This is a genomic window from Dehalococcoidia bacterium (assembly GCA_035310145.1).
Classification (GTDB): domain Bacteria; phylum Chloroflexota; class Dehalococcoidia; order CAUJGQ01; family CAUJGQ01; genus CALFMN01.
Genome location: DATGEL010000017.1, coordinates 66,473 through 93,448, shown reverse-complemented (window position 1 = coordinate 93,448; position 26,976 = coordinate 66,473). Strand labels below are relative to the sequence as shown.

The window sequence follows — 26,976 nt, the reverse complement described above, 5'->3', positions numbered from 1 at the left end:
TTCAGAATCTGCAGTCGCGCTTGGTCCTGGGCAGTCAATGTCAGGTCCTTCATGACTGACATTTTCACTGGACAGTTCGTGGTGACGGAGTCCGAGACTCATGACACCCGTCTTGACAGCGCGCCTATAATCGCAAGGACTTGATCCGGTTGCAAAGGCGTTGCCGGCTCGTTTGCAGCATTCGGGAGGCGCCCGCCATGGCATGGCAACTCTCCGGCCAGTACTTCGAAACGTGCAGTTGCGACGTGCTCTGCCCCTGCGTCACTTCACAGGCGACGGCCCGGCCGACGCAGGGCCACTGCGACGCGGTGCTCGCCTTCCACATCGATCGCGGCGCGGCCGACGGCCTCGATCTCGCCGGCCTCACGGCGGTGATCGCCCTGCAGGCGGACGGGCCGATGGCCGAGGGCAAGGGCCGGCGCGAGCTGTACCTCGACGCCGCCGCCAGTGGGCAGCAGCGCGAGACCCTGGAGGCGATCTTCAGCGGCAAGGCCGGCGGCCCGCCGGAGGCGGTGAGCGGCCTGGCGCCGGAGTATCTCGGCGCGCACAGCGCCCGCATCGAGTTCGGCATGGACGGCGAGACGCGCACGCTGCGGATCGATGGCTTCGGCGAGCAGTCGGTCAGCGGTCTGCCGGGTTTCGCGGGCAGCACGATGGTGCTGACGAATGCCGGCCACCCGGCGAACTCGGACCTTGCCCTCGCCCGCGCCGGCGGCACGGCCCGCTTCAAAGACGCCGCCTTCGACTTCGACAACGCCGGCAAGAACGGCCACTTCGCTCCCTTCAACTGGCAGGCGTGACCGGCGTGGCCGCCACTGCCCCCGCCCCGCCGCTGCTCGCCCGCCAGCGGGCGCTGATCCTCGGCTCGCTGCTGGCGCTGGCCGCGGCCTGCTGGGCCGTGGTGATCTGGCAGTCGGCGACCACGAACAGCATGAGCGCCAGCCTGACGATGGGCATGGCCGCACCGCTCTTCATCGCGACCTGGGTGGCGATGATGGCGGCGATGATGTTCCCCGCCTCGGCGCCGATGATCCTGGCCTTCGCTCGCGTGCACGCCGCGCGCCGCGAGCGTGGCCGGCCCTTCGTGCCCGCCTGGATCTTCACCGGCGCCTACCTGCTCGTCTGGACGGGCGCCGGCATCGTCGCCTTCCTGCTCGCCACCGCCGCCGACCGGCTGGCCGGCCGCTCACCCTGGCTGATGGATCATGCGGCGCGCATCGGCGGCGTGGTGCTGATCCTGGCGGGGCTGTACCAGCTCTCGCCGCTGAAGGGCCGCTGCCTCTCGAAGTGCCGTACGCCGCTCTCCTTCATCGCTACCTCGTGGCGCGACGGCCGCGGCGGTGCCGTGCGCATGGGGCTGGAGCACGGCGCCTACTGCCTGGGCTGCTGCTGGCTGCTGTTCGCGCTGCTCTTCCCGCTCGGCGTGATGAACATCGCGGCGATGGCGGCGCTTACCGCGCTCGTCTTCGCGGAGAAGGCGCTGCCCTTCGGGCGCATGCTGGCGCCGGTCGCCGCGGTCGCGTTGATCGCCTGGGGCGCGGCCGTGCTTTTCTGGCCCGCCGCGCTGCCCACCACGCTGGGCATGTGAGTACGCGGCTCCGATCTCGCGGGTGTGCCGGGGGATCTGCCGAGACGGCGCGGCAGCGACGCCGGCAACCGCCGGCCGGCTCGTGCCGACGGCGATCTGCGCCCTATACTCTTCCCTGGCGCCTGCCCGCTAATCCCTGATCCCCGAGGTTCCGCCATGCCCGCATCGCAGACCGTCGTCAAGACCGGCATGGGTCAGCTCGCGCTTGCCGAACTGCCGATCGCTGCGCCAGGTTCGGACCAGGCGGTAATCCGCACGACGCTGAGTACGATCTGCGGTTCGGACGTGCATATTCTCGACGAGTTCCCGATGCCGCAGGGCGTGCCCGCGCTGCCCATGGGTCACGAGGCCTGCGGTGTGGTCGAGGCGGTGGGCGCCAACGTGACGGCGTTCAAGCCGGGCGATCGCGTGGTCGCGGCCTGCCTCTTCTGCTGCGGCCACTGCGAGAACTGCATGCGCGGCCTGGCAGCGAGCTGCATCACCTACCATTCGCCCGGCAACCTGCTCTTCGGCGCTCAGGGGCAGTTCTTCACCGTCAGCGGCGCCCAGACCTCGCTGGCCAGGATTCCGGACGGCCTTGCCGACGAGCAGGTGCTGTTCGCCGCGGCGGCCGAGATCATGCGGCTCACCGGCGGACGCGGCGTGGACGTGGCGATCGAGGCGCTGGGCACGCAGGCGACGTTCGAGAACTGCTGCCGCGTGACGCGCTCAGGCGGCACGGTGAGCAGCGTCGGCGTCTACGGCGCGTTTCCCACGCTCAGCCTCTCGACGCAGGATCCGGGCTTCTGGAACCGCCAGATCGTGACCACGCTCTGCCCGGTGGGCACGGAACGGTTGCGGCGCATGATGGCGTTAGTCCAGCACGGCAAGGTCGACCTGACGCCGCTGATTACGCACCGGATGCCGCTCCCGCAGGCGCTGGAGGGCTACGCGTTGTTCAAGCGGCGCGACGCCGGCGTGCTCAAGATCGCGCTGCAGCCATAGGGCGCAGGGCGTTGGCCGCCCGCGGGCGGCGGCCAACGCATGGGCGCGGAGGCAAGAGCCCATGCGCTGTTCCTGGGTGCGGCCGTGCTGACGCGCCACCCCAGAACGCCGCAGCGGGGCGCAAAAGGCCTTAGCGAACACCAGCCGGAGCAGCCACGCTTGCCAGGTAGCGCTCGCGTTCCGCAGCGGTTGTGCCCACGGCCCGTGCAGGAACCCACTGGTACTGCAGGTAGCCGTTGTAGTACTGGCTGATGAAGAACAGGTCGTCGGTGTTATTCGTCTCGGCGATCATCACCGCCGGCAGGTCGGTCCCCATTGGAGCATACGAACCGATGATCCTGCAGTTCGCGGGGAGTTTGCCGGGCAGATCGATCACCATCTGGCGAAACTTCGGATCGATCGAGGCTTCCCCGCTGCGAGCGCGGGCGGCGTTCGCCTCGGCGAAGCCGGGTGTGACCCTGTAGTAGCCGAGATAGACGGACACGGCGAATCTCCTTCCGTCTCTGGCGCGAGCCTCCGTTTCCGAAGTATATGCCTTCCGTCAAGTCGATCATGCGCGACGCCACCTCCCGCGCCCTACTCCCTAACCCCCACCGGGTTGCGCATCACGCCGATGCCCTCGACTTCGCTCTCCACCACGTCGCCCGGTTTCAGAAATTCCGGCGGCTTGCGTGCGTAGCCGACGCCCTCCGGCGTGCCCGTGGCGATGATGTCGCACGGCTGCAGCGTGATGCCGCGCGAGTAGACGGCGATGCAGGTGGGGATGTTGAAGATCAGCTTGCTCGTGTTCGAGTCCTGCTTGGTCACGCCGTTGACGCGCAGCGTGATGCGCAGGTTGTGCGGGTCGGGCAGCTCGTCGGCCGTCACGATCCACGGCCCCATCGGGCAACTGCCGTCGAAGCTCTTGCCCAGGTGCCACTGCAAATGGCGGTTTTGCAGGTCGCGCGCTGTCACGTCGTTGATCACGGTGTAGCCGAAGACGTGCTCCATGGCCCGCTCTTCGGGAATGTTGCGGCCGCCCGCGCCCATGATCACGCCCAGCTCAACCTCCCAGTCGATCTCGGTGGAGAACGCCGGATCGTAGGGAATCGGATCGTACGGCCCGTTGATCGCCGTCGTCGCCTTGGTGAAGTAGACGGGATGCGCGGGCGGCGGCGTGCTCGTGCCCCGCGCGGCGGCCGACTCCAGCGCGTGCTCCACGTAGTTGCGGCCCAGGCAAATGATGTTGCGCCGCGGGTTGGGAATGGGCGCGGTCAGCTTCGTGCCGGCGAGCGGCAGGATGCCGTTGCTGCCGATCGGGTAGTCGCCGGCGGCTTCGAGCGCGGCGCGGGCGCCGTCAAGGCCCTCCGGTCCCATCTCGATCAGGTTGTTGAGCGTCTGCGGCAGTGTGCGGCGGGCAGCGCGGCCCCAGAAGACGAGGTCGATGATCGCATCGCCGCGCACAATGCCGGCGCGGTCGTCGCCGGTCGCATCCAAGTAGCTCACCAGGCGCATGGCACTCTCCAGCAGGGTTTGGTCGGCAGACGGGCGCGCCGGCCGCCCGGATGGGTCCAGGATAGGTGAGGAGACGGGGAAGCAGGCGTAGGGGCGAGGTGTGACAGGTGATGGATTGCCAACCCCTGTCACCTGTCATCTGTGCCCTTCACGGCCGCGCGGCGGCGAGGGCGGCGAGGAAGGCCGCCATCTCGTTCGCCTCGGGGTAGGCGGCGAGGCGGCGAATGCGGCCGCGCTCTGCCTCGCAGACCACGGCGCCGTGCACAATGTAGTCGTTGCTGGCGACGGTGTTGGTCGCCACCAGCTCGCAGAGCGCCGTGTCGCCCTGCTGCAGTATGTGGCCGATGCGGTGGTTCATACGCAGGCCGCTGGCGAGCGTGCGCTGCATGTTGCGCTTCAGCGCCCCGGCGCTGGTCAGCGTCTGGCCGGGGAAGCGCCAGTCGATCTCGTCGTGAAAAAGGCCGTCGAGCCGGTCGAGGTCGGGCGCGTCGAGCGCCTGGTAGTAGGCGCGCATCAACTGCGCGGCGCCGGGCGGTGTTTCGGGCACGATCTTCTCTCCTGAGCGAAGCGATCGGCCCTATGGTAGCGCCGCGCGGGGTTTAGCGGCTGCGGTGGCTACCGGCGCGATCACGGCGGGGCCGGCGGACACCGGCAGCCGTCAGGCAGGCAGAGCCGCGAAAAAGGTTCGCAACGCCTCGGCGCCGCGCTTCGGGTCCTGGCACATCCACCAGTGGCCCAGCCCTTGCAGCACGGCCACCTCTGCGCCGGCGCGTTCCGCCGTGCGCCGCGCCAGTGTCTCGCCACCGGTGTAGTGATCTTCGGTGGCGATGATCACCAGGCCGGGCCGCGTGCGCGCCTTCGAGAGGTCCGCGCCCCACTGCGCCAGCCGCGGCTGCGCGGCGGAGCGGTAGAGCGCGAGGATACAGCGGCCCATCGCCTCGTTGCTGGCCGCGGCGCAGCTTGCCGCCACGGCCTTGCTCATGCCCAGCCCCTCGAACTGCTGCGCCCGCTGATCAACCGGCGTTGCGACCATCTGCGCGATCGCCTCTTCGCCGGCGCCGGGCGTTTGCCAGACCTGCGCGAAGTCGTGCCAGACGTACTCCGGGTCGAAGCAACCAGCGATGTCCATTGCCCAGGAGCGCACCAGCTGCGGCCGCTCCAGCACCAGGCGCATCACGTGCCCGGCGCCCCAGTCGTGCCCCACCAGGTCGATCGGGCCGGGGATGCGCTCCAGCTCGCTGCCCAGCCAGGCGACGTAGGCGTCGCTGGTCGCCGCGAAGCCGTCCGGCACGGGCGCGCCGAAGCCGGGCGGCGAGAGCGCCAGCACGTCGTCACGCCCCAGCTCCGTGCGCAGGTCATCCCAGATGGCAGCGGTCTCCGGATTCCCGTGTACGAGGACGACGGGCATGGCATCCCTCCGACGAAGCGCCGGCCTTCGAGCCGTTCAGCCCCGCAGTATACGGGATCCAGACCGCGCATGAACCAGGCCGGCTCGGTGAGCGCCACCTGCAAGCCGCCGGGCTCATCCGGCCAGCCGCGCCGGCACGGCCGCCTCGACCGGCCGGCGCCAGCCGCACTGCAGGCAGACCCACTCCGGCGGCAGGATGCGCCGCCCGTCGAAGTCCTGGTCGATGTAGAGGTCGCCCGTGCACTTCGGGCAACTCTTGCGCTGCACACGCATCTCACACCTGCTTCGGGAGCATCTGAGCCGCGTCGCGTCCGCAGACCGGCGGGCGCCCACGCGTGCTGCTCTTACTCTATGAACGCACGGTTATCCGGTTTTTGCGCCCGCGTGACGGTTGCTCGCCGCGGCCATACGCCGCGTCTGCGCGATACTGAAACGGTGAACGAACGAGCGCAACGCGTCGCGCCGGACGGCAGCCCGGTTGGCCTCTACGCCATGCTGCCGCCCGACGGCGAGCCGGAGCTGATCCACGCCGCGGTGCCGCCCGGCTGTACGCTGCTGGAACTCGGCTGCGGCGCCGGGCGCATCACGCATCCCTTGCTGGCGCTTGGGCATGCGGTCGTCGCGGTCGATCAGTCGGCGGCGATGCTGGCGTATGTGCACGGCGCCGAGACGGTGCTCGCCGACATCGAAACGCTCGACCTCGGCCGGTGCTTCCCCGCCGTGCTGCTCGCCAGCCAGCTGATCAATACGGCCAACGACGCGCAGCGCTCCGCCTTCCTGCGCACCTGCCGCCGTCACCTCGCGCCGGACGGCGCGCTGCTGCTGCAACGCTACGACCCGGCCTGGGCGGAGACGGTGAGCGAGTTCGGCCTCACGTATCTAGGCATGGCGATCGCCTTTCGAGTGCTCAGCCGGGAGGGCCGGCGCTTCAGCGCCGAGGTCCGCTACGCGGCGCCGGCCGGAAGCTGGAGACACCGCTTCACAGCGCGCATTCTCGACGACGCCGAACTGGCGGCCGAGCTACACGCCGCCGGCCTCGCCTTCCGGCGTTGCCTGGACGAACACGGCGCCTGGGTGGAGGCAGGGGTCAGAGAGCAGGGAATCGAGAACACATGCTCAGGGCGCCTCGGCCAGGGCAACGGTGGGCAGTCCAGCCGCGGCTGCACCCGGTTGAAACGTGCGGCGCGTGAGCAGATAGCCGGCGCAGACGGCGATCACGCCCGACATCAGCAACAGCAGCAGGCGGAAGTCGAGCAGCGTGGAGAGCGCCGCGCCGGCCGCGATCGAGATAGTCTGCGGCGTGCCGGCCAGCAGATCGGCGGCGGAGGCCACACGGCCCTGCAGCTCCGCCGGCGAGCGCCGCTGAATCGCCGTGCCGAAGCCCACGACCGCCCACGAGAGGCCGACGCCGGCGAGCGCTATCCCGCCCAGCACAACGGACGTGACTGAGATCACCAACAGGCCGTCGCCCAGCGCGAACAGCAGCAGCCCCGCGCCCACCAGCCGGCCGTCGCCCAGCCGCCGCAGCAACGCGGCCGCCGTCAGCCCACCCGCGACCGCGCCCACGCCCTGCGCCGCGCCGATCACGCCGAAAAAGCTCGGCGGCCGGTGCAGCCCCTGGTCGATCACCGCGAAGAGCAGCGTTTCGCCGAAGCCGATCACCAGCAGGGCGACGCCGACCGCGAGGACGATCTGGCGCAGCGGCAGGGTCTGGCGGATATGGCGCAGGCCGGCACTCACCTCGCGGCGGAAATTGGCGCGCTGCGGCGCAGGCGCCGGCTCCGGCGTGCGCAGCCGCCAGAGGCAGAAGGCCGAGCAGGCGAACGTCGCGGCGTCGATCACGGCCACCGTGCCGCCGCCGAAGGCCGCATAGAGCGCCGCGCCGGCCAGCGGCGCGATCAGCCGCATCCCCTGCCGCACCGTCTGGAAGGCCGCGTTCGCCTCGCCCAGCAGATCGCCGGGCAGCAACACGGTGAGCAGCGCCGACTGCGCCGAGCCGAAGGCCAGGTCGGCACAGCCGTAGAGCAGCGCCACCATGTAGATCAGCCAGACCTGGTCGCGGCTGTGCACCAGCAGCAGCAGGAACATCGACGCGCCGATCACCAGGTCGGTGGTGATCATCAGCGGCCGGCGGCGCACCCTATCCACCAGCAGCCCGGCGAGCGGCGCGCCCAGCGCCGGCGCCGTGTAGGCGAAGAAGACGAGGACCGCGGCGGCGTTGCTGCCGGTGAGCGCCTTCACCCAGATGCCGAGCACCAGGAACATCGCCCGGTCGCCGAACAGCGAGAGCATCTGGCCGGCGAGCAGCAGCCGGGCGTCACGGTAGGCAAGCAGGCGGCGCATAGCGGCAGCGTACGATGGCGGGCCGCCGGCGGCACGCTGCCGCCGGCCTACCCACCGGCGATCTTTCGATCCGGATCGGGCTGAGCCGCGTCTGTTCCCTGGGACGCACGGCGCGGTGGCCAAGCGCAAGCAGGCGCTATACTCTTTGCACCAGACGAACAGGAGCGCCGGGCGAAGCCGCCGGCGCAGGGGCGGAGGCTGCTGATGACGACCGACATGCGCTCCGATCTCAGTGACATCCAGCTGCTCGATCCCGATGTCTACGTGCGCGGCCAGCCCCACGACCAGTGGGCCACCCTGCGCGCCCAGGCGCCCGTCTACCGGCACGAGGCCTTCTACGGCTACCCGGCGCAGTGGATGATCACCCGCTACGCGGATATCGTCAGCATCTCCCGCCAGCCGACGGTCTTCCTCTCCAGCCTGGGCATCCACGCGGGCGCCCGCCCGGACATTCCCGATCCATCGGCGAACACGATGATGATCACCACCGACCCACCGCGCCACGTGCGCCTGCGCCGGCTGGTGAACAAGGGCTTCACGCCGCGCGCCATCGGCGAGCTGGAATCGCACGTGCGGCGCATCGTCACGCGCATTCTCGACGGCGTGCAGGGCAAAGGGGCATGCGACTTCGTCACCGAGGTCTCCTCGATTCTGCCGCTAGCGGTGATCTGCGACATGATGGGCGTGCCCGAGCCGGATTGGCCGAAGATGTTCGAGTGGACCAACATGACGCTCGGCTCCGAGGATCCGGAGTACCAGCCCGAGGGCGCCGACTCGCAGGAGACCTCCCTCCAGGCGCGGATGAGCATGTTTCAGTACTTCGCCGACATGGCCGCCCAGCGGCATGCCGAGCGTAAGGACGATCTGCTCGGCACGCTGGTCGAGGGAGACATCGACGGCGAGAAGCTGACGGACGAGGAGATCCTCTACTTCTGCTTCCTGCTGATCGTGGCCGGCAACGAGACGACCCGCAACGCGACGACGGGTGGCCTGCTGGCCCTGTTCGACCACCCGAACCAGCGCGAACGCCTGCAAAAGGATCTCTCGCTGCTGCCCACGGCGATCGAGGAGATCCTGCGCTGGACCTCGCCGGTGACGCACATGTCGCGGGTGGCGGCGCAGGACGCCGAGGTGGGCGGCCAGCTGATCCGGTCGGGCGAGAAGCTGACGATGTGGTATCCCTCGGCCAATCGCGATGAGGCGGTCTTTCCCAACCCGAACACGTTCGACATCACCCGCTCGCCGAACGAGCACATCGCCTTCGGCATCGGCGAGCACTTCTGCCTGGGCGCCAGCCTGGCGCGGCTGGAGCTGCGCGTGATGTTCGAGGAGCTGCTGCAGCGGCTGCCGGAGATTCAGCCGGCCGGCCCGCCGGAGCGGCTGCGCTCGAACTTCATCGGCGGCATCAAGCACCTGCCCGTGCGCTGGGCGTAGGGACCAGTGGTCGGTGGTGCGTCCCTCGCGGCGCTCAGCCCGAGCGAGGCAGGGTTAGGCGCTCTGTCAGCCGCCGGCGAACCGCGCTTCGAGGCGCTGCACGGCGGCGAGCAGCTGGTCAAGCCGCCGCTCCATCTCGCCGGTCTCGCGCTCCTCGACCGTGGGGCGGCGGGCGAAGACGGTGATCGCGCCGCCCGGTTCCAGATAGGCGTTCTCGACCTCTTCCAGCGAGTACAGTCCCTGTTTGTGCACCGCGACGAGCAGTTCCTCTTCGGTCAGCAGCTCCTTCTTCAGGTTCGCGGCGATCACCCGGCCGTCGTCGATCAGCGGCGTCGCATCGCCCTCGACGACGCGGTCGATCACCGGGAAAAGGAACAGCACACGGTTCGTCGCGTAGTTGAGCGCCAGCAGCGTGGCGGCGCCGATCACACCACCGGTGATCGAGACGTCGTTGCCGATGATCGAGTTCTGCAAAATGTTGGAGAGGAAGAGCAGCACCACGAGGTCCAGACTGTTGAGCTGTCCCAGCTCGCGTTTACCCGCCAGCCGCAGCGCCACGACGACGAAGATGTAGACCACGACGGCGCGCAGGATGCGCTCCCACCAGGGAACCTGGATCACCCAGATATCGTGCCACACGGCGCGTTTCCTCCTTCGGAGTGCACGTGCAACTCTTCGCGCCGGCAGCGTAGCAGCCAGCGGGCGGCATTGCGGCGGACTTTCTGCCGGGCGCTGCGGCGCACCCGCCGCCCAGCGTAGCGGGCGCCCTGTTTGTGATCGAACGGCCGCTGCGCGGCCCGGCGCTTGCGCCCGCTCAACGAAAGCCGTGCTTTCATGCCGCGGGGGCCTGGTGCGGACGGTACAATGCGTGCGCACTCCCCATTTGCGCCGCGGAGGCCGTCGTGCCGCACCTGCCGGGAAGCGCCCCCCGTTTTCTGCTCGCCGTCGTACTGCTTGGTGCTGCGCTGGGCGCCGGAGGGGCGCTGCGCCAGGCCATGCCCGCGGCCGCGCAGGCCGGCCTGCCGGATGCCGTGCTGGCGCTGCTGCCGGCGAACGCCCGGATCCAGGACGCCGCCATGGCCGACTTCACCAACGCCGGCACAAACGGCTGGGCCGTGCTCTACGCCACGCCGACCGATATTCCCGGCGCCACGGCGCTCAGCAACTGGAGTGTAGCGATCGCCATTCCCGCCGTGGACGGCTTCACGCTGGGCACGACCGTCACCATCATGGACGCCAACGTGGCCGGCATGACCGTCGCCGTTGTCGATGGCACGCCGGCCGTGGCGCTGATCGCCGGCGTGGGCGCGCACGCGTCGCAGATGTCGGCCGCCCGCTGGGACGGCGCCGAGTTCGTCTCGGTCTTCGACGGCGCGTCCGACACGCCGGGCTTCGACCTCACCGACATCGACGGCGACGGCCAGCCCGAGGTCGTGGAAGCCGTCTCGCCCTACTGCCGCGACTACGCCGAGAGCCCGCAGATCGTCGTCGTCTACAAGTGGGACGGTGCGCAGTTCAGCGAGTGGGCAGGGCCGTATCCACTGGCCCTGATCGCCGATCGCCTCGCCTACGCCCGCAAGGTCACGATGCAGATGAGCGACTGGGACCAGGACGCGCAGGCCTGCGTCTGGGGCGTCGTCGCCTTTCTGACCGGCCGCGGCGGCGATGCGGCCGCCGCCGACGCCGCCTGCAACCAGGCGAAGGCGATCTCGCCCTCCTGGGAAGATCCGCAGACCTGCCCGGCCTACATCCTCAGTCCCACCGAGAAGGTGCGGCACTTCTACGATCTGCTGAACCAGCGGCGCTACTTCGCGGCCTGGGACGAGCTGAGCGCGGCGTACCAGGCGCGGCAGGGCGGCGAAAGCGCCTGGGAGCAGGGCTACCGCACCACGCAGAGCGTACGCATCGAAGGCGTGCAGCCGGCAACCGGCAACCCGCCGCAGGTGTCGGTGACCTTCTCCGCGACGGACAGGACAAGCAACGGCCCCGTCACACGCCGTTTCAGCGGCGCCTGGACGCTGGTGATGGAAGCCGGTGTCTGGAAGCTGGACACCGCCAACATCCAGCAAGTGCCGTAGCTGAGGCGGTGCTCAGGCGAGGGCCGCGGCGGCGGCGCGCAGCTTCTTGTCGCGGTCCAGCTTGCCGGCAGCCAGCGCGGCGGCGAGCGCTTCCGGCCCGTCCACGCCGTACTCGGCGTGCAGCCGGCGCACGGTGGCGGGCGGCAGCCCCGCATTCGTCAGCCCTACCAGCCCCGCCGGCACTTCGGCGCGCAGGCGCTCCAGCAGGGGAATCGCGCCCGTGGTCAGCAGCGCCGCGGTCTTCTCCGCGATCGCCTTGCCGACGTGCGGCAGCGAGGCCAGTCTGCCCGCGGCCAGCAGGGCGTCGACGCTCTCCGGCGTCTCGCGCAGCGCCTGCGCCCCCTCGCGGTAGGCGCGGACCTTGAACCAGCTTTCGCCCTGCAGGAGCAGGCGCACGGCGATCTCATCGAACGCCGCCGCGGTCAGCTCGTTGCGCCGCTCATCGCTCACGCTTCGTTGCGTTCCTTCCCCTGGTTCTCGTGTCCCTGCAGCGGCAGCAGCAGCGTCACGCGGGCGCCGCCGGGCACGTTCTCGGCGAAGAGCCGGCCGCCGTGCGCCTCGGCGATGCCACGGGCGATGTAGAGCCCCAGCCCGGCGCCGCGCGGCGTGCTGCCCGACTCGTCCGGCACGAGGCGCACGTGCGGCTCGAAGATCTCGTCCAGCCGGTCCGGCGGAATGCCCGGTCCTTCGTCGGTCACGCTCAGCTCCGCCGCCTGATCGGCCAGGCCCACGCGTACGGTGATCGTGCCGCCCGGCGTGTATTTGATCGCGTTGCCGATCAGGTTGGCGACGATTTGCGCGACGCGATCCGGATCGAACTCCAGCGGCAAGGGCTGGTCGCGGCCTGCATACACAATCCGGTGGTCCGGCGACCGCTCCTGCGCCAGCGTCACCTGTGCGGCGGCGATCTCGGCCAGGTCGGCCGGCTCGGTGTGCACCTGGAAGCGGCCGGTGGTGAGGCGCGCCACGTCGCTCAGGTCCTGCACCAGCCGTGTGAGCCGGCGCGACTCGCCGACGATCACGTCCAGGGCCTGCCTCACGCGCTCCTCCGTCTGATCCGGCCGGCTGAGCAACTGCGCGTAGCCGACGATCGTCGTCAGCGGCTGCCCCAGCTCGTGCGCGATCATCGAGACGAACTCGAAGCGCTGCCGCTGCGACTCTTGCAGGTGATGCTGCGTGCGGCGCAGGTCTTCCACCGTGCGCTGCAGCTCGGCCGTGGCCGCGTCGATCTTGCCCTGCAAATCCTGATTGAAGGCCGCGATCGTCGCGTTGGCGGCCTCCAGATCGGCGATGCGCGCCGCCAGCGCCCGGCGCAGGCGCGAACGCTCCACGGCACGGCCGATCGTCAGCTTCAGCTCGTCCAGGGCGCAGGGCTTGAGCAGATAGTCGTAGGCGCCCCCGCGGATAGCGCGGATGGCCGAATCCAGCGAGCCGTAGCCGGTGAGCATCACCGCCGAGCATTCCGGCTGCCGGCGGCCCACCTCGCTCAGCACCTCGATGCCGTCCGCGTCATCAAGATGCAGGTCCAGCAGCGCCGCGTCGAACGAGGCGTGCTCCAGCGCCACCCGCGCTTCGGCCGCGGAGCGCGCGGCTTCGACGGCGTAGCCCTCCTGCTCGAGCACGGCCCGCATCGTGATCGAGACACTTTCGTCGTCGTCCACGACCAGCACACGGGCGGGCGGCGCCTCAGCCATCTGGCGCCTCCAGGGGCGGCGGCGCCCCCGCGGGCAGCGCCACGGTGAAGGTGGTGCCGCGTCCGGCCCGGCTCATCACGTTGAGCTGGCCGCCATGCTGGCGCACGATGCCCAGGCTTACCCAGAGGCCGAGGCCGGTGCCCTTCGCCTCGCTCTTGGTGGAGAAGAACGGCTCGAAGATGTAGCGCAGGTTTTCCTCGGAGATGCCGCTGCCCGTGTCCTGGAACTGCACCAGCAGCCGGCGGCCATCCTCGATAAACTCGGTGTCGGTGTCGCGCGTCATGCGGGTGGTGATGCGAATCGTGCCGCCCTCCGGCATGGCGTCGCGGGCGTTGAGCAGCAGGTTGAGGAAGACCTGCTTGAGCTGATCGGCGGAGGCGAGGATCGCGGGCAGCGCCGGGTCGAGCCGCGTGCGCACGCCGATGCGCGCCTGGCGCAGCTGCCGGTCGAGCAGCGCCAGCGCCTCGCCCAGCACCTGGTTGACGTCGGTGATCGACTTCTCCACCACCGGGCGGTAGAAGCCGAGCATCTGCCGCATGATCGTGGAGACGCGCTCCGTCTCGCGGCTGGCGATCTCCAGGAACTGGTGGTTGGGATCGTCCGCGGCCGTGCGGCTGATGAGCAGGTACAGCGCGTTCTTGATCGCCTCCAACGGGTTGTTGATCTCGTGCGCGGTGGCGGCGGCGAGGCGGCCCACCGCCGCCAGCTTCTCCGATTCGAACAGTTGCTGCTCCAGCGTGCGCCGCTCCAGTTCGCGGACACGGGTCAGGTCGTGCAGCACGCAGACGATCGCCGTCACCTGGCCGAGCCGCTCCTGCACCTCCGTTGCGGTCAGGCTCATCGTCAGCAACTCGCCCGTCTCCGGGTCCACGAGCTGGATCTCGCCCTGCTTTCCGGCGCTGGACTCTAGCCGCAGTTGCGAGAGGAAGGAGCTGAAGCGGGCGTCGTTGGCGAGATAGGCAGTGGAGACGTCGGCGGGCGCGCCGGCGGCGCCGGCCTGCAACAGCCGCGCCGCCGGCTGGTTCATGCGCATGATCTGGCCGTCCGGGTCGGCGACCACGATCGGATCGGCGACATTGCTGAGGATCAGGTCGAGGCGGTCGCGCTCTTGCCGCGCCTGTTCGCCCGCCGCTTCGAGCCCGCTGAGCGTTTGCTTCAACTCGTCAAGGGCGCGGCGCAGATCGGTCACGTCCTTGAGCACGCACGCCTGGGCGCGCTCACCGGTGCGCAGGTTCGTGGCCGGCTTGCGGATCAGCTCGAACAGCAGCTCCGTGCCCTCGATCGGGTCCACGAGGGTCAGCTCGCGGCTGGCGCCGCCTTCGTGCTCCAGCGCAAAGCTGGAGAGCGAGGCGGAAAGCAGCACGTTGTTGATCTCGATCGCGTAGCGCTTGCCGGCACTGTCGTCCGGACCGGGTTTCAGCAGCCGCTCGGCGTGCTGGTTGGCGAGCAGGATGTTGTTGGCCTCGTCGGTAAGCAGCGCCGGGTCTTGTACCGCGTTGACCAGCCACCAGAGCCACTCTTCGGCGACGGCGTGCTCCTCGTCCGCCGCGCTCAGCCGGCGCACCTCTCCCCGCGCCGTCACCGCCGCCACAAGCTGGGCAGCGTAGGGCAGCAGCTCGTTGACCTCGCGCTCGCCGATCGGCCGCTCACGGCAGACCACGAGCACACCGGAGGCGGGGGGCAGCGGCACCGCGGCGAAGGCGATCAGGCCGTAGCCGGCATAGTGCGGACGCGCCGCTTCGGGCACGCGCGGATCGCGCATGGCGTCGTCCACGCGCAGCGGCCGGCCGCCACGCAACGCTTCCACGAACAGCGTATGCTCCGGCAGGTCGAAGGCGTCTGTTTCCAGCAGGCCATCGGGGGGGTTGACGCCGACCATGCCGCTGACGCTGCCGGCCTCGACATCCACGAGGCAGACGAAGGCGCGTTCGTAGCCCAGGGCGCGGGCCAGCAGCTCCAACGTGGGCTGCACCAGCTCGTGCAACTCGGCCAGCCGCGCCGCCGTACCGCTGCTGCGGTAGATGTCGAACAGATCGCTGCCGTGCGCCGCACTCCTGCCCGGCGCCCCGGCGCCGATTCGGTCCCGCTGGCTCGCCACGTTCCCGATCCTTCGCCCAACTCACCGGCTTCGCACACGAAGCGGGCTGCGCCGCCCGCGACGCGGCCTCAACCCTCGCGCGTCGTCTCGCGCCGCTCCACCACCGTGCGTTCGATGGGCGCCACACCGCCCTCACGCGGGGCAGCCAACGGCGAGCGGGCCACCGGCGCGGTGATGCCCACCGCCTCGGCATACTTCAGGTAGGTATCGATCGAGGCCACGACGATGCGCGCCTCGACGGTGATCAGGTCGATTCCCACCAGCGAGATGCGCACCCACGCGTCGATCACGATGCCCTTGTCCAGCACGCGGTCGAGCACGTCGATCAGGCTGGTGCCACCAGAGTGGCGCTCCACCACCATCTTGAGCCATCCCTCTCCCGGCCCACCTGCCTACGCGGGCGGGCCGTCGTGCTCGTGCTCTGTGGCCGCGCGTTCGCCCAGCAACCGCTCCAGCGTCTCGATCCGCGCCCGCAGCGCGGCCGTCTCCCCGGTTTCCGCGGGCGAGGCGCTGCTCAGAAAGCCATCGCGCCGCCACCAGTCCAGCCCGATCTCCGCGGCCTTGTCGATCGAGCAGACCAGCAGGCGGATGCGGATCGTCAGCAGCTCGACGTTGGCCAGCGAGACGCGGATATCGCCGGCGACGACGAGCCCCTTGTCCAGCACCCGGTCCAGAATGTCCACCAGCGTCGTGGCGGGGGGCGGGCCGGCGCTCCTGCGCCCGAACTCGATCATGGCGCGTCGCCCAGCAGCCGGCCGAGCGGGCCCAGATCCAGGTTCAGATCCTCCGCCGAGAGGCCAAACGCCTTGCGCACTGCCGTCATCGTCTGCTCCAGCTCCCGCAATGCGAGCCCCATGCGCTCCACATCGGCGTCGGGCAGGCTGCCGCCCTCCATGCGCCGCACCGCCTGGCGCTCCAGCACTTGCCGCAACAGCTCCACCAGCGCCAGCACCAGCCGGGCCAGCCCCTGCTCCGGCCGCTCCGCGCCCGCTCGCGTATGGTCCGCCGGATCCATGAGCGCGGCGGGCCGATCGGGCAGCGGCGCCGCGCGCCGCGGCGGCTCCTGCCCCTCGCGAACGCGAGGCGGCGCCCCGGTCGGTCGCAGCGGCTGCCCCGCGCCGAAGCCGGGGGCAAGCCCGAGCTGCCGCATCGTCTCCACCGACGCGATCAGCAGGTTGAGGCCGACGTAGACCAGATCCACGCCGGCGAGCGAGAGCGTCGCCTCACCGCTGAGCAGGGCGCCGCGGTTCAGCAGCAGGTCCACCGCATCCACCAGCGAGACGACCGCGCCGGCCGGCGCCCGCGCCGTCATCCTCTCTCGCCCAACTCGGGTTGGCCCGATACTACATGTGGAATTGCTTCATCTGCATCAGTTACGAGTGCATCAATACCAGTTCGCATGAACGTATACGGCGCCCATGGCCCGGAGCACTGCAGCGCCAGGCCCAGACCGGCAGCCGTTCGCTCGGCCACGTCCGCCTCGCTGCGAAACGCCGCGGCGCAGACGTTTTCCACTAGGAACGCGGCCTTGAGCAGGAGCCGCGGCGCACCCGCCGCCCGCGCCGCCTCGTCCACGCGCGTCTCGGCGCTGAGCGCCGCCAGCCGGTACAGCAGTTCGGTCGCATGCGCGGCGCCGATCACCTCGCTCTCCTGTGCCAGCACCCGCTCGCGGCGCTTCGCCAGCAGATAGGCGCGGCCGGGACCGGCCGCGGCGATCTCGGCATCGATGCGGCGCAGCTCATCGCTTTCGGCCGCGGCGACACGCGCCAGCGCCTCCGGCTCGGCGAACAGCGTGACGCCCCACTCCTGGCGGCCGCGCACCCGCGCCAGCAGCGCCCGAAACTGCGCCGCGCCCTCGTGCAACAGCCGTTCGACGGCGGCCCTGTCGCGATAGATGGCGCCGAAGCTGATCGGCGCCACCGCGTCCGCGGCCTCGGCCAGCGCGTGCACGGCGTTCTCGTGACGCACGGCGAGCGGGGTGAGCCGCGGCAGATCGGCCAGCAACGCGGCCAGTGGCGCCTCGTCGAACCGCGCGGCAGGCACCAGGCTGACCGCGGCCACGAGTCCCGCCGCCTCGATCGCGAACAGCGGCGCGCCCTCGCCCAGACCGGCGATCGTGCCCGCGCTGAGCCGTGCCTCCGCGCGGCCGCCCGGCGCCAGCACAGCGTACAGGTAGTACAGCGCAGGCGTCGTCGAGCCGGGGGCCGCGGCGGCGTGCAGCGCGCCGGTCACGCGGGCGCTCACCCGGCGCCCCGCGCCGCGCGGTAGGCGCGGGCCTCACGCAGTCGCAGCATGATCGCGGCCTCGGCGTCCAGATACTCCTTCTCCGTGATCTCGCCCTCCTCCAGGCGCAGTTGCAGCAGCAGCAGCTCTTCGTGGATGCGATCCACGTCCATGAGCTCCTGCTCTGCTACCTCAAGCAACTGCTGGAGGATAAAGCGCAGGCCGAACACCGGCAGGGAAACGGGTGCGGTCAGCAGTTGCAGCAGCATCGTTCGGCCAGTCCCAAGCGTGACGGCGTCACCCGCCGGCGCCGGCGCGCTCCAGCTTCAGGTGGATGTTGACGAAGTTGTACGGTGGCCAGGGGCCGGTCGACTGGAAGCGTAGCTGCCCCTGGTACTTGCGCGCGATCTCCTGCACCTGTTCGTCGAAGGCGGCCGCGCGCTCGCGCTCGACCAGGAAGGCGGCGTTGAGGATCATCTTGTCGCCGATCGGCTTATTGTGACGCGAAGCGATGGCGCAGCCGCGCAACTGGTCGTAGATCTCGCGCACGTAGGTGTCGGCCGCCTCGCTCATCGCCCGCTCGACCATGCGGCCGAGCTGCATGCGGGCGAAGTAGGTCGAGGTCAGCCGGTTGGTGAGGATCTCCTCTTTCAGCCGGCGGATCTCCTCGGTTTCGTCCTCCACCTGCTTGAGCACGGTCTCCGGGTCCCAGTTGACCTTGAGCCCCAGCTCGATCTTGCCCGTCATCTTCTGCAGAACGTCGCGCAGGGCGTCGGCGGTGTCCTTGAGGAACTCGACCACGTCGTCGTGCGTGCGAAAGATGGCGCCGAAGCTCATCGGGATAACCGTGAACTCCTGGAGCACCGTGTCGATCACATGCTCGTGCGTGAGCGCGTTCTCCCGCGTGGGGTCATAGACGACGACGGGCGTGTCGGAGACGACGGCGGCCAGGCCGCCATGCTCGATCGTGTAGACCTCGTCGTTGCGGCCACCGATGCCCATGCGGCCGAAGGCGCGAGGCTCGGCGCACTCGATGATGCAGTACACATACTTGCCCCCAGCGGGAGCGCGCTCCGGAGGCTCGGCGCCGTAGCCGAGGATCTGCTCTTCGACGGCCATCCGGCACCTCTCGTGTGATGCGGCAGCGGCGCGGGGTGGGCCGCGCCGCTGCACCGCGGCGTTACCGCCTGAAAGACGCTGGCCGGGCAACGCTCTGAGCGTCGGGAACGGCGCCGGCCGTGTCAATACCCTTTCAGAGCGATGTGCCGCCTGTGGCGGACCCGGACACGTGCAACGGGCGCCCCGGCCGAAGCCGGGGCGCCCGTTGCGTTCCGCACGTGCCGGGGTCGGTACAGCCCCGGCACGTCCCTACGGAATGCGCCGGTCGTCGCCGTCCGCGTAGACAGCGATGCCGCAGCGCGCCGCCTTGGCGGCATACATGGCCGCATCGGCGCTGCGCAGCAGCGTGCCCGGCTCCGTGCCGTGGGCGGGAGCCGCGGCGATACCGATGCTCGCAGCCACGTACACGGTTTGCCCGTTGACGGTGAACGGATGCTCGATGGCCCGCACAAGTTGTTGTGCGGCCCGCGTGGCACCCGCGCTCTCCGCGCCGGGCAGAATCACGGCGAACTCTTCGCCGCCCAGTCGCGCTACCGTATCCGAGGCCCGCAGCGCCAACTGGCACCGCGCTGCCACCTGCCGCAACAGCAGGTCGCCCGCCTGGTGGCCCAGCCGGTCTTTGACCGCCTTGAAGCCGTCCAGGTCGATGGCGAGCACCGCGGTGCCGCTGCCGTTCCGCTTGCCCAGCAGCAGCGACTGCCGCAGCCGGTCACGGAAGAGGATACGGTTGGGCAGCTCGGTGAGCGGGTCGTGGAGCGTCTTGTGCTCCAACGCCGCCACCTGTGCCCGGCGCTCGGTGACGTCATGCAGGGCGAGCACGGCGCCACAGACGCCGCGACCGCCCTCCAGCGGCGCAACCGAGAGCGAGACGAACAGGGCGCTGCCGTCCGGACGCCGCAACGCGGCGTCCTCGATACGGAGCGTGCGTCCACTGCGCCGCACGTCGCGCACCAGGCAGGCGATCTGTGTCTCGCCCAGATCGAGGGCAGGGTGCAGGGAGCGTCCCAGCAGCTGCTCCTCGTCGCGGCCCAGCATACGGGCCGCCATCGGATTCACGTAGCTTACGCGGCCGGTCTCGTCCACGGCCACCACACCGGCGCCGAGGTTGGAGACGATCGCCCGCGTCAGCTCCGCGTCGCCCACGAGTCCCGCCTGTGCGGCGGGAGCATCGCGGAACAGCCAGCCGGGCTCCGCCATCGGGTCCGCCGGCTCGTCGGCAACGAGCGCGGTCGGGGCCAGCAGGCGGTCCCAGTCCGCGGGATGCACCATGGCCTCCGCGATCGGGTCGGCGGCGATCAGGCGCAGCGCCGATCGCGGTTGCGGCGGCGTCGCTGCCGACTCCAGCCGCAACCAGTCGATCCCGCTGAGCCCGTCATCGTCGACGGCGACGCTACGCCGCGCCAACGCGCGGTGTGCGGAGGTGGCGCCGGGCACGAGCAGGCTGGCGAAGGCCAGCAAACCCAGGGCCGCCGCGACGGCGCGCCACGTGCCCGACATGGCATGCGCCATGCTCAGCCACGCCGCGCTGCCGCCGGCCACGCCGGCGTCCGGGCTGACCCGGCTCGCCAGCAGGGCACTCACGGCGAGGCCCAGCAGTGCCAACGCAACCAGAAACAGTGGAGGGAACTTCCTCCGCTCCAAAACGAACTGACCTCCTCCGGGTAGACGTCCTGTCGCCACTCCCTGCCGGCCGCCACCTGGACGGCGTGCAGGGCCACCACGGCGCTACACGACTGCGCGTCAGTGGCAGGTACGCGGGCAGAAAGCCCGGACGCCCTTCGCCAGTGGGCGGGGTCGCGCCGCGGCGGGCATGGGGCGCCCACAAGCACCGGATCGCGTCCCATGGTGGACCGCCGTTTGGGCGCGCGGATCCGGCCTGCTCAGGCGCCGGCAGGGTCAGCCTGGAGGAGTCGGCGGAGCATAGGATGGGGAAAGCGGACCGCGTCGGCGGTCGCGCGGGCTCCCGAGGAATATGAAGGCGACACCCAGCAACGCCAGGCCGGCAAGCCCGGCCGCGGGCCCGGAGCCGCCGCCACCGCTGCCGCTGAGCCCGCCGCCGGCGCCACCGGCACTGGCCGGCGCCGAGGCGGCGGCAGCCGGAGCGGGAACGGCGGCCTGGGCGGGCAGCGGTTGCGGGGCAAGCGGCGTGGGTGCGCGTGAGGCGTCGAGGTCGTCCGCAGCGACCACGCGCACGAGCGGGCTTACCTGCAGCAGAACCTCGCTCTCAGCCGTGATGTGCCCCATCGCGGCGAAGGCCGGGGGCTCGGCTGCCACCGGGCGCTGGCCGTCGCCGGCCGTTGCGCCCGTGCGAATGGCGCCGCCGGCGACCGGCGCCGTGCCGAGCGCGGGGGCGGCGGGGAAGCTCGGCGTGGACGTGACCGGCGGCTCGGCGTCGTCGCTCTGCGGTGCGGCGGTCGCGTCCGGCAGATCGGCGGCGGCGGGCGCGGCCACGGCGTCGTCCGCCGGCGTGGAAAGCGTGGCCGTCGCGGGCGTCGCCACAGCGGGCGCAGCCGAGTCCACGGTATCGCTCTGCGTTGCGGCCGGCGGCTGCACGGCCGCAACGCCGGTCCGGGCCGAGGGGACACTGGCGACCGGTGCCGGCACAATCAGGTTCGGCAGCGGCAGCCGCGAGCTGGGAAAGCTGGCCGCGGGCGCGGGCAGGGGTGCACTCGGCGTATTGCCGGCCGGCATCGTCATCACCGGCGTGTCGGTGGCGATCGCATTGCCGTTGGCAGGGGCCAGGGCGACCGGCTGCGCCTGCACCTCGGGCTCCGGCTGCGCCTGCGCTACCGGCTGCGCTTGCGCCACGGGCTGCACCTGCGCCTCCGCCCGCACCCCGCCACTCGCGGGCGCCGCTGCCTGGCCGGCGGCTGCCGGCGGTGCGGCGGGCGCGGGGGACTGCGCCGCGGTCTGCTGCGCGCCGGGGGTCATGAACGCGGGCGAGAGGGCGTTGGGCGCCTGCAGCGTTCCCGCGGGAGCGATGGGGTTGGCGGCCTGGGGCACGCCGCCCGGCGTACTGAAAATGATCGAGCCGGCGCCGGGCATGGGGGCAGAAGCCGGGATCACCGGCGCATTCGGCGCAGGCCCGCCATCGGCGCTGACGGCCGGCGCGATCGCCAGCCACGCCGCTGTACCAAGCACGAGCGCCGCTGCCACTGACAGCCAGCGGACCACGCGCACGCCTCCCGCGATTTCGCCCATTCTCGCATGGAGTATCGGCACACACCCGCACGACGGTAAGGGAATAGTAACAGTTGAGTAACGTCCGCCGCAAATCCGTTACGAAGCTGGGGCAAGCGCAATGTTCACGCAATGCCGTGTGCACCGCCGGGATCGGCGCCTTGCCAGCGGCGCGGCGACGCGGCCGCCTGCCGCTTATACTGATGCGGGTGGCCGCGCGAGCGGGCCGCCGGGCGGGAGGCAGCATGGCAGAGGAGTTGCGCCCCGGACTGGTGGGTGAGGCCGAGCTGGTGTGCGGGCCGGAGCACGCCGCGAGCCGGTTCGGCGCCGACGGCATCGAGGTGCTCGCCACCCCGATCATGGTCGGCCTGATGGAACATGCGGCGATCATGGCCGCCGACCGCGCCCTGCCGGCGGGCTCGCAAACCGTCGGCACCAGCATGAACTTCAAACACAGCGCCGCCACGCCGCTCGGTGTCCGCGTCCGCGCCCGCGCCGAGCTGACCGAAGTCGACGGACGCCGCCTCGTCTTCCGCATCGAGGCGTTCGATCCATGGGAAGCGATCGGCTCGGCCGAGCACGAGCGCTTCGTGATTCGGCGCGACCGCTTTCTGGAGCGCGTCGCCGAGAAGGCCAGCCGCCCACCCGCGGGCTGAACCCGCTTTCGCCATTCGCCGCTGTCTGTTCACATACGCATGTGAACGGGAAGCCATCCGTGCGCGAAGAGCCGGCACTGCCGCCCGGCGCCCGGCCGCCGCAGCCGCCGGCCGATCCGGTTGCCGCCGTCGAAAGCCTGCTGTTCGTGGCCGAGGGGGCGATCGAGCCGGCGGCGCTGGCCGCGGCGCTCAACCTGTCCGCCGCACAGATCGAGGCCGCGCTGGCCGAGCTGGGCCAGCGCAGTCGCGCCCGCGGCATCCGCCTGCAGCGCGGCGACGGCGTCGTGCAACTGATCTCCGCCCCTGAGTTCGGTCCCTACGTCGAGCGCTTTCTGGGCGCGGCCTCCGAGCAGCGTCTTTCCAGCGCGGCGCTGGAGACGCTGGCGATCGTCGCCTATCAGCAGCCGGTGACGCGTATGGCGATCGAGGCGATTCGCGGTGTGAGCTGCGATCGCGCCCTGGCAACGCTGCGGGCGCGCGATCTGATCGGCGAAGTGGGCCGCGCCGAGACGGTGGGGCGACCCGTGCTTTACGGCACCACGCTGCGCTTCCTCGAATACTTCGGCCTGGAGCAGGCCGGCGATCTGCCGCCCTTGCCCGCGGACGCCTGAAGGCACCGGCGCGAAGCACCCCATCCCGCCCGCTGTGGTCACGGTATAGTAAGCCGTCGCATGACGCGGAGACCGGCGAGCGATAAGAAATGGAGGCCACTATGGCCGGGCAACACTCGGACGCGGAGAACGAAAGCGGAGCGCCGCTGCGCGTGATCGTCTCCGGCAGCGGGCGCATGGGCCGCGAAGTGATGGCCGGCATCGCCCGCCAGCCGGACATGCGCGTCGTCGGCGTCCTGGAAAAGTTCTCCGAAAGCGACCACATCGCCCTGCCCGACGGCGGCGAGGTGCCGCTGAGCAACGACGCGGAGAAGCTGCTGGCCGCCGTGCCCGCCGATGCGCTGGTGGATTTCACCTTCCACGAGTGGACGCAGCAGGTAGCGCCGCTGGCGGTGCGGGCGGGCGTGCGGCCGGTGATCGGCACCACCGGCCTGCCGGAGGCGTTCGTCGAGCGGCTGGCGCGCGACTGCGCCGAGCACAAGATCGGCGGCATCGTCGCGGCCAACTTCGCCCTGGGCGCGGTGCTGCTCATGCACCTCTGCAGCGTGGCGGCGCCCTTCTTCGACTACGCCGAGGTGATCGAGCTGCACCACGAGGCGAAGGTCGATGCCCCCTCCGGCACGGCCTACACCACCGTGCGCGAGATGCTGCGCGCCCGCGGCGACCGGCCGTTCACCCATCCGGAGACCACGAAATTCACCCTTCCGGGCACGCGCGGGGGCAGCGAGGGCGGCGTTACCGTGCACAGTGTGCGCTTGCAGGGGCTGGTCGCCCACAGGAGGTGATCTTCGGCGCCCTCGGCCAGACGCTGACGCTGCGGCACGACACCACCAGCCGCGAATCCTTCATCCCCGGCGTGCTGCTGGCGCTGCGCCACGTGCCGGCGCGACGCGAGTTAGTGATCGGCCTCGATCGGCTTATGGGCTTACAACCATAGATCGGTTACAATTTCGTAAACGCGATCGGCGCGTGTGATTGGGCCCCTCCGCGGCTGCGAGCACGGGCATGCCCGCCGCGGACGCGGAGCGTAGATGCGCCGGTAAGGGGAGCAGGGCGATGGCGGCAGAGCCCCACTTCAGTTTGGTCGCCGAGCGCGGTGTGGCGCCGGCAGAGCGCGAACCGCAGCGGCGGCGCCGTGTGCGCGGCAGCGCGGGCGTGCGCGTCAGGGGCACGAGTGACGGCGACGTGACCGCCGTGCCGGCCGAGCCGCAGGAGCGCCGCACCAGCAGCGACGCGGAGCGCGAGGCGTTCGGCGCGCTGCTCGGCCGCAGTCTGCGCTCGGGCGGCTTCCGCTTCGACGACGCGACGATGTCCCGCCTGCGCCGTGTGCTCTGGGAACGGGTGCGCGCCTCGGGCGCCGGCAGCGCTCAGGCCTATCTCGGCCGCGCGACGGACCCGCTGGAGGTGGAGCAGATCCACGCCGCGCTCGCCGTGCACGAAACCCGCTTCTTCCGTATGCCCACGCAGTTCAAACTGCTGGACGAAGACATCCTGCCCGCACTCTGGTTTCGGCGGGGCAGCGATACTCGCCTACTGCTCTGGAGCGCCGGCTGCGCCAGCGGCGAAGAGGCGTACTCGCTCGGCATGGTGGCCCTGGAAGCGGCGATCCGGCGCGGGGTGACGCTGGCCGAACCGGTGCGGGTGATCGGCTCGGATATCGACGGCGCCGCCCTGCACCTGGCGGAGAGGGCGATCTACCACGACCGCGCCCTCGCCAACGTGGCGCCCGCGCTGCGTTCGCGCTGCTTCGTCCGTGCGGGACAGGGATGGCGCGTGGCCGAAACGCCGCGGCGGCTGGTCGAGTTCCAGCGCTGGAGCCTGCTGGACGCGGACTGGCCGCTGGCGCCGGGCAGCGTGGACGTGCTCTTCTGCCACGATGTCTTGCCGTTCTTCTCCGCGGAGGAGCGGCAGGCGGTGGTGGCACGCTTCTGCGACGTGCTCGCGCCTGGCGGCTACCTCTTTCTCGGCTACGGCGAGGCGCTGGCTCCGCGGCCGGCGGCGTTGGAGGACGTGCACCTGCCCAGCATCTCGTTCTATCAGAAGGTGGCCGCCGGGCGGGAGTGATCGGCGCCGCCAGCCGGAGCCGGCGGCGCGCCTTTCCCCGAGCTTGCATCGCCGGCGCCGTAGCACGGCAATCTCCGCGGCGGTTGTCCCATCGTAAACGTACAAGGGATGGCGGGGACGCCCACGCCGTTCCTGCCCCGGGGCCGGCCGCGCCCGCACCCGCCGCAAGAACTTTGCCCATCTGCAGCCAGAATGCTGTCTCGTAATTCACCCCGGCGTCCGTTGTTGCGCTGAGGGCGCGAGAGTAGTATGACGTGGCCCCGCGCGGAGTGCGGCGCGGCCATGCCGATCGCTCGCTCGCGCCCTCGCAGGCGTCCCGCGTTCGCGCCCGCGAGCGGTGAACGCATGCGGCTGGAGCGCGCCGGCGTAGGGCGTTGCGCCGGGCCACGGCCGGCATGGCCGGCGACGGGCCGATCGCGCCGGCGATCGGCCGAGGCGGCGACCGTCGGCATTCGCTGGCAGTTCAGGAAAGGAAGCTGACGATGATCGAAATCGGCGTGTTCCACAACGGCGCCTCGGATCTGAAAGCCGTTTCGACGCCGGACGGCGTGGTGGTCAACGACGGCACGCTGGCCGAAGTCTCGGCCAGCAATCAGCGCGTGCTCGTCGGCCAGGTGCGGCAGGGCATTCTGGCCGACCGGCTCGGTTTCGATTACTGGTTCATGACCGAGCACCACTTCCAGCCGGAGGGCGCGGAGTTCAGCCCCAATCCCTTGCTGGTGGAAACGGCGATCGCCGCGCAGACGAAGCGCATCCGCCTCGGGCAGATGGCGAACATCCTCTCCTGGTGGCACCCGATCCGCATCGCCGAGCAGGCGGCGATGCTGGACGTGATCAGCGGCGGCCGCCTGGAGTTCGGCGTGGGGCGCGGCTACCAGCCGCGCGAGAACGAGACCTTCGGCAAGCCCTTCGGCTCGACCATTCAAGACCAGGAGCGCAACCGCGTCTACTTCCACGAGGCGTACGAGACGATCATCAAGGCCTGGACGGAGGGCTCGTTCTCCTACCACGGCGAGTTCGTCTCCGTGCCGCCGGCCTATACCAAGTGGAATCACAAGCAGACGATCGCCTACTTCAAGCAGCAGGGCGTCGGCCGCGACCTGAACGACGTGCTGCGCCTGGGCGCGCCCGATATGTACTCGATGGGCAGCCCGATCATGGCCTCGACCACGACGCTGAAGGAGATCAGCGTCTATCCGCAGCCCTTGCAGAAGCCGCACCCGCAGGTCTGGGAGCCGGTGACCAGCGAGCGCTCGATCCGCTGGACGGCGCAGCACGGCGTCAACAGCTTCACCGTGCCGGAGCCGACCACGCGCCTGAAGCGCAACATCGAGATCTATTACGAGGAAGCGGCGAAGAACAAGTGGCCCGACCGGCTCAACCGCGGCCAGTGGAAGTTCGGCTGGGACGCGCAGAAGCACCGCGGCTTCGGCTGCTGCCGCTACGTGCACTTCCTGCCCGGCGGCGCCAGGCAGAAGGATGACCTGGAGCGCTACAAGCAGGCGATCGAGCTGCAGTGGGACTACTACGGGCCGTTCGGCTTCGCCGCCGTGCTCTCCGAGCTGGACGAGCCGATGTACGACATGAGCATGAAGGTCACGGCCGACCTGATCATGCAGAAGGAGATCGCGATCGTCGGCACGCCGGACCAGGTCGTCGACAAGATCATGCGCATCAAGGAGCGCTGCGGCTACGACGACTTCATGTTCACGGCCTGGTTCGAGGCGGGCGGCTACACGACCGAGGAAACCGAGGAGCAGATGCGGATCTTCGCCTCCGAGGTGATGCCGGCGCTGAAGCGGGCCTGCGGCGGCGGCGCCTCGCTGGCCGAATCGACGGTGCAGCTCGTGCCCGAGCGGGCGCTGGCGGGGGCGCCGGCCGGCGACTGAGCCGCGCCACTGACCCGCCCGCGCCTTCCCCACCCGAATGGCCGAGCAGGAGCCGGCGGGCACGGTCAGGCCATCTCTGCTGGATGACGAGGATACCCGCGCTACGGCCGGAT

Annotated in this window: 26 protein-coding genes and 3 pseudogenes; 11 read left to right on the top strand and 18 right to left on the bottom strand. The window is 70.6% G+C overall.

The annotated features are described in order from the left end of the window. The first annotated feature begins 197 nt into the window (after positions 1–197). The 3 genes from VKV26_03630 (at position 198) to VKV26_03620 (ending at position 2,572) form a co-directional block, all read left to right on the top strand. Complete coding sequence (locus tag VKV26_03630) at positions 198–800, top strand: DUF1326 domain-containing protein (GenBank protein HLZ68979.1); 603 nt, start codon at positions 198–200, stop codon at positions 798–800. A 5-nt stretch (positions 801–805) separates the two neighbouring features. Then, the gene (locus VKV26_03625) at positions 806–1,588 is read left to right on the top strand and encodes a DUF2182 domain-containing protein (GenBank protein ID HLZ68978.1); all 783 of its coding nucleotides are present in this window, start codon (positions 806–808) and stop codon (positions 1,586–1,588) included. A 156-nt stretch (positions 1,589–1,744) separates the two neighbouring features. Continuing rightward, the gene (locus VKV26_03620) at positions 1,745–2,572 is read left to right on the top strand and encodes an alcohol dehydrogenase catalytic domain-containing protein (GenBank protein ID HLZ68977.1); all 828 of its coding nucleotides are present in this window, start codon (positions 1,745–1,747) and stop codon (positions 2,570–2,572) included. Between the two features lie 130 nt (positions 2,573–2,702). Here VKV26_03620 and VKV26_03615 read toward each other — a convergent pair whose 3' ends face one another. The 5 genes from VKV26_03615 to VKV26_03595 form a co-directional block, all read right to left on the bottom strand. After that, positions 2,703–3,056 (bottom strand): hypothetical protein, encoded by a 354-nt coding sequence (locus tag VKV26_03615; GenBank protein ID HLZ68976.1) that lies wholly within the window; start codon positions 3,054–3,056, stop codon positions 2,703–2,705. A 92-nt stretch (positions 3,057–3,148) separates the two neighbouring features. Next, positions 3,149–4,066: a fumarylacetoacetate hydrolase family protein gene (locus VKV26_03610; protein ID HLZ68975.1), complete on the bottom strand. Its 918-nt coding sequence runs from the start codon at positions 4,064–4,066 to the stop codon at positions 3,149–3,151. A 148-nt stretch (positions 4,067–4,214) separates the two neighbouring features. Continuing rightward, a complete protein-coding gene (locus tag VKV26_03605) occupies positions 4,215–4,613 on the bottom strand; it encodes a nuclear transport factor 2 family protein (GenBank protein HLZ68974.1) in 399 nt (132 codons plus the stop codon). A gap of 111 nt (positions 4,614–4,724) precedes the next feature. After that, entirely contained in the window at positions 4,725–5,474 is a 750-nt protein-coding gene (locus VKV26_03600; GenBank protein ID HLZ68973.1) for an alpha/beta hydrolase, read from the bottom strand. A gap of 114 nt (positions 5,475–5,588) precedes the next feature. Then, on the bottom strand, positions 5,589–5,747 hold the full coding sequence (locus VKV26_03595) for a hypothetical protein (protein HLZ68972.1): 159 nt from the start codon (positions 5,745–5,747) through the stop codon (positions 5,589–5,591). Positions 5,748–5,825: 78 nt separating this feature from the next. On the opposite strand from VKV26_03595, the pseudogene VKV26_03590 reads away from it, so the two are divergent. Next, positions 5,826–6,452, top strand: a pseudogene (locus VKV26_03590) (class I SAM-dependent methyltransferase). A 138-nt stretch (positions 6,453–6,590) separates the two neighbouring features. Here the strand turns inward: VKV26_03590 and VKV26_03585 are convergent. Further along, complete coding sequence (locus VKV26_03585; GenBank protein ID HLZ68971.1) at positions 6,591–7,817, bottom strand: MFS transporter; 1,227 nt, start codon at positions 7,815–7,817, stop codon at positions 6,591–6,593. A 204-nt stretch (positions 7,818–8,021) separates the two neighbouring features. Here VKV26_03585 and VKV26_03580 point away from each other — a divergent pair, with 204 nt between their 5' ends. Next, on the top strand, positions 8,022–9,251 hold the full coding sequence (locus tag VKV26_03580; protein HLZ68970.1) for a cytochrome P450: 1,230 nt from the start codon (positions 8,022–8,024) through the stop codon (positions 9,249–9,251). A gap of 66 nt (positions 9,252–9,317) precedes the next feature. Here the strand turns inward: VKV26_03580 and VKV26_03575 are convergent, their stop codons facing one another. Continuing rightward, positions 9,318–9,890, bottom strand: coding sequence for a YetF domain-containing protein (locus VKV26_03575; GenBank protein HLZ68969.1), 573 nt, complete (start codon positions 9,888–9,890; stop codon positions 9,318–9,320). A 263-nt stretch (positions 9,891–10,153) separates the two neighbouring features. On the opposite strand from VKV26_03575, the gene VKV26_03570 reads away from it, so the two are divergent. Beyond that, positions 10,154–11,329, top strand: a complete 1,176-nt coding sequence (locus tag VKV26_03570) for a hypothetical protein (GenBank protein ID HLZ68968.1) — start codon at positions 10,154–10,156, stop codon at positions 11,327–11,329. Positions 11,330–11,341: 12 nt separating this feature from the next. Here VKV26_03570 and VKV26_03565 read toward each other — a convergent pair whose 3' ends face one another. From VKV26_03565 to VKV26_03515, 11 genes and pseudogenes are all read right to left on the bottom strand, one after another. Next, entirely contained in the window at positions 11,342–11,779 is a 438-nt protein-coding gene (locus tag VKV26_03565; protein HLZ68967.1) for a hypothetical protein, read from the bottom strand. Further along, positions 11,776–13,023, bottom strand: coding sequence for a hybrid sensor histidine kinase/response regulator (locus VKV26_03560; GenBank protein ID HLZ68966.1), 1,248 nt, complete (start codon positions 13,021–13,023; stop codon positions 11,776–11,778). The genes VKV26_03565 and VKV26_03560 overlap by 4 nt, the downstream gene beginning before the upstream one ends. Beyond that, entirely contained in the window at positions 13,016–15,121 is a 2,106-nt protein-coding gene (locus VKV26_03555; GenBank protein ID HLZ68965.1) for an ATP-binding protein, read from the bottom strand. Before VKV26_03555 ends, VKV26_03560 begins: the two co-directional genes overlap by 8 nt. Positions 15,122–15,288: 167 nt before the next feature. Further along, positions 15,289–15,483, bottom strand: a pseudogene (gvpJ, locus tag VKV26_03550) (gas vesicle protein GvpJ). Between the two features lie 30 nt (positions 15,484–15,513). Beyond that, complete coding sequence (locus tag VKV26_03545; GenBank protein HLZ68964.1) at positions 15,514–15,855, bottom strand: gas vesicle protein; 342 nt, start codon at positions 15,853–15,855, stop codon at positions 15,514–15,516. Then, positions 15,852–16,433, bottom strand: a complete 582-nt coding sequence (gene gvpJ / locus VKV26_03540; GenBank protein HLZ68963.1) for a gas vesicle protein GvpJ — start codon at positions 16,431–16,433, stop codon at positions 15,852–15,854. Before gvpJ (VKV26_03540) ends, VKV26_03545 begins: the two co-directional genes overlap by 4 nt. Continuing rightward, positions 16,430–17,353 (bottom strand): GvpL/GvpF family gas vesicle protein, encoded by a 924-nt coding sequence (locus VKV26_03535; protein HLZ68962.1) that lies wholly within the window; start codon positions 17,351–17,353, stop codon positions 16,430–16,432. Before VKV26_03535 ends, gvpJ (VKV26_03540) begins: the two co-directional genes overlap by 4 nt. Positions 17,354–17,361: 8 nt before the next feature. Continuing rightward, positions 17,362–17,613, bottom strand: coding sequence for a gas vesicle protein GvpG (locus VKV26_03530; GenBank protein ID HLZ68961.1), 252 nt, complete (start codon positions 17,611–17,613; stop codon positions 17,362–17,364). A gap of 28 nt (positions 17,614–17,641) precedes the next feature. Continuing rightward, positions 17,642–18,463 carry a GvpL/GvpF family gas vesicle protein gene (locus tag VKV26_03525; protein ID HLZ68960.1) on the bottom strand — a complete coding sequence of 274 codons (822 nt, stop codon included), beginning with the start codon at positions 18,461–18,463 and terminating at the stop codon, positions 17,642–17,644. 249 nt (positions 18,464–18,712) lie between these two features. Beyond that, on the bottom strand, positions 18,713–20,065 hold the full coding sequence (locus VKV26_03520; protein HLZ68959.1) for a diguanylate cyclase: 1,353 nt from the start codon (positions 20,063–20,065) through the stop codon (positions 18,713–18,715). 294 nt (positions 20,066–20,359) lie between these two features. Further along, positions 20,360–21,637 (bottom strand): hypothetical protein, encoded by a 1,278-nt coding sequence (locus VKV26_03515; GenBank protein ID HLZ68958.1) that lies wholly within the window; start codon positions 21,635–21,637, stop codon positions 20,360–20,362. Between the two features lie 251 nt (positions 21,638–21,888). Here VKV26_03515 and VKV26_03510 point away from each other — a divergent pair, with 251 nt between their 5' ends. From VKV26_03510 to VKV26_03490, 5 genes and pseudogenes are all read left to right on the top strand, one after another. Continuing rightward, positions 21,889–22,299, top strand: a complete 411-nt coding sequence (locus tag VKV26_03510) for a thioesterase family protein (GenBank protein HLZ68957.1) — start codon at positions 21,889–21,891, stop codon at positions 22,297–22,299. 59 nt (positions 22,300–22,358) lie between these two features. Then, positions 22,359–22,910, top strand: coding sequence for an SMC-Scp complex subunit ScpB (gene scpB, locus VKV26_03505; protein HLZ68956.1), 552 nt, complete (start codon positions 22,359–22,361; stop codon positions 22,908–22,910). Between the two features lie 89 nt (positions 22,911–22,999). Beyond that, a pseudogene (dapB, locus tag VKV26_03500) lies at positions 23,000–23,847 on the top strand (4-hydroxy-tetrahydrodipicolinate reductase). A 119-nt stretch (positions 23,848–23,966) separates the two neighbouring features. After that, the gene (locus VKV26_03495; GenBank protein ID HLZ68955.1) at positions 23,967–24,974 is read left to right on the top strand and encodes a CheR family methyltransferase; all 1,008 of its coding nucleotides are present in this window, start codon (positions 23,967–23,969) and stop codon (positions 24,972–24,974) included. A 482-nt stretch (positions 24,975–25,456) separates the two neighbouring features. Further along, complete coding sequence (locus VKV26_03490; GenBank protein HLZ68954.1) at positions 25,457–26,863, top strand: LLM class flavin-dependent oxidoreductase; 1,407 nt, start codon at positions 25,457–25,459, stop codon at positions 26,861–26,863. Positions 26,864–26,976 lie beyond the last annotated feature (113 nt).

Coding starts and splice junctions, on each gene's coding strand:
- VKV26_03630 (HLZ68979.1), top strand. CDS start 198: ATGGCATGGCAACTCTCCGGCCAGTACTTCGAAACGTGCAGTTGCGAC.
- VKV26_03620 (HLZ68977.1), top strand. CDS start 1,745: ATGCCCGCATCGCAGACCGTCGTCAAGACCGGCATGGGTCAGCTCGCG.
- VKV26_03610 (HLZ68975.1), bottom strand. CDS start 4,066: ATGCGCCTGGTGAGCTACTTGGATGCGACCGGCGACGACCGCGCCGGC.
- VKV26_03600 (HLZ68973.1), bottom strand. CDS start 5,474: ATGCCCGTCGTCCTCGTACACGGGAATCCGGAGACCGCTGCCATCTGG.
- VKV26_03595 (HLZ68972.1), bottom strand. CDS start 5,747: ATGCGTGTGCAGCGCAAGAGTTGCCCGAAGTGCACGGGCGACCTCTAC.
- VKV26_03585 (HLZ68971.1), bottom strand. CDS start 7,817: ATGCGCCGCCTGCTTGCCTACCGTGACGCCCGGCTGCTGCTCGCCGGC.
- VKV26_03580 (HLZ68970.1), top strand. CDS start 8,022: ATGACGACCGACATGCGCTCCGATCTCAGTGACATCCAGCTGCTCGAT.
- VKV26_03560 (HLZ68966.1), bottom strand. CDS start 13,023: ATGGCTGAGGCGCCGCCCGCCCGTGTGCTGGTCGTGGACGACGACGAA.
- VKV26_03545 (HLZ68964.1), bottom strand. CDS start 15,855: ATGATCGAGTTCGGGCGCAGGAGCGCCGGCCCGCCCCCCGCCACGACG.
- gvpJ (HLZ68963.1), bottom strand. CDS start 16,433: ATGACGGCGCGGGCGCCGGCCGGCGCGGTCGTCTCGCTGGTGGATGCG.
- VKV26_03530 (HLZ68961.1), bottom strand. CDS start 17,613: ATGCTGCTGCAACTGCTGACCGCACCCGTTTCCCTGCCGGTGTTCGGC.
- VKV26_03525 (HLZ68960.1), bottom strand. CDS start 18,463: ATGGCCGTCGAAGAGCAGATCCTCGGCTACGGCGCCGAGCCTCCGGAG.
- VKV26_03510 (HLZ68957.1), top strand. CDS start 21,889: ATGGCAGAGGAGTTGCGCCCCGGACTGGTGGGTGAGGCCGAGCTGGTG.
- VKV26_03495 (HLZ68955.1), top strand. CDS start 23,967: ATGGCGGCAGAGCCCCACTTCAGTTTGGTCGCCGAGCGCGGTGTGGCG.
- VKV26_03490 (HLZ68954.1), top strand. CDS start 25,457: ATGATCGAAATCGGCGTGTTCCACAACGGCGCCTCGGATCTGAAAGCC.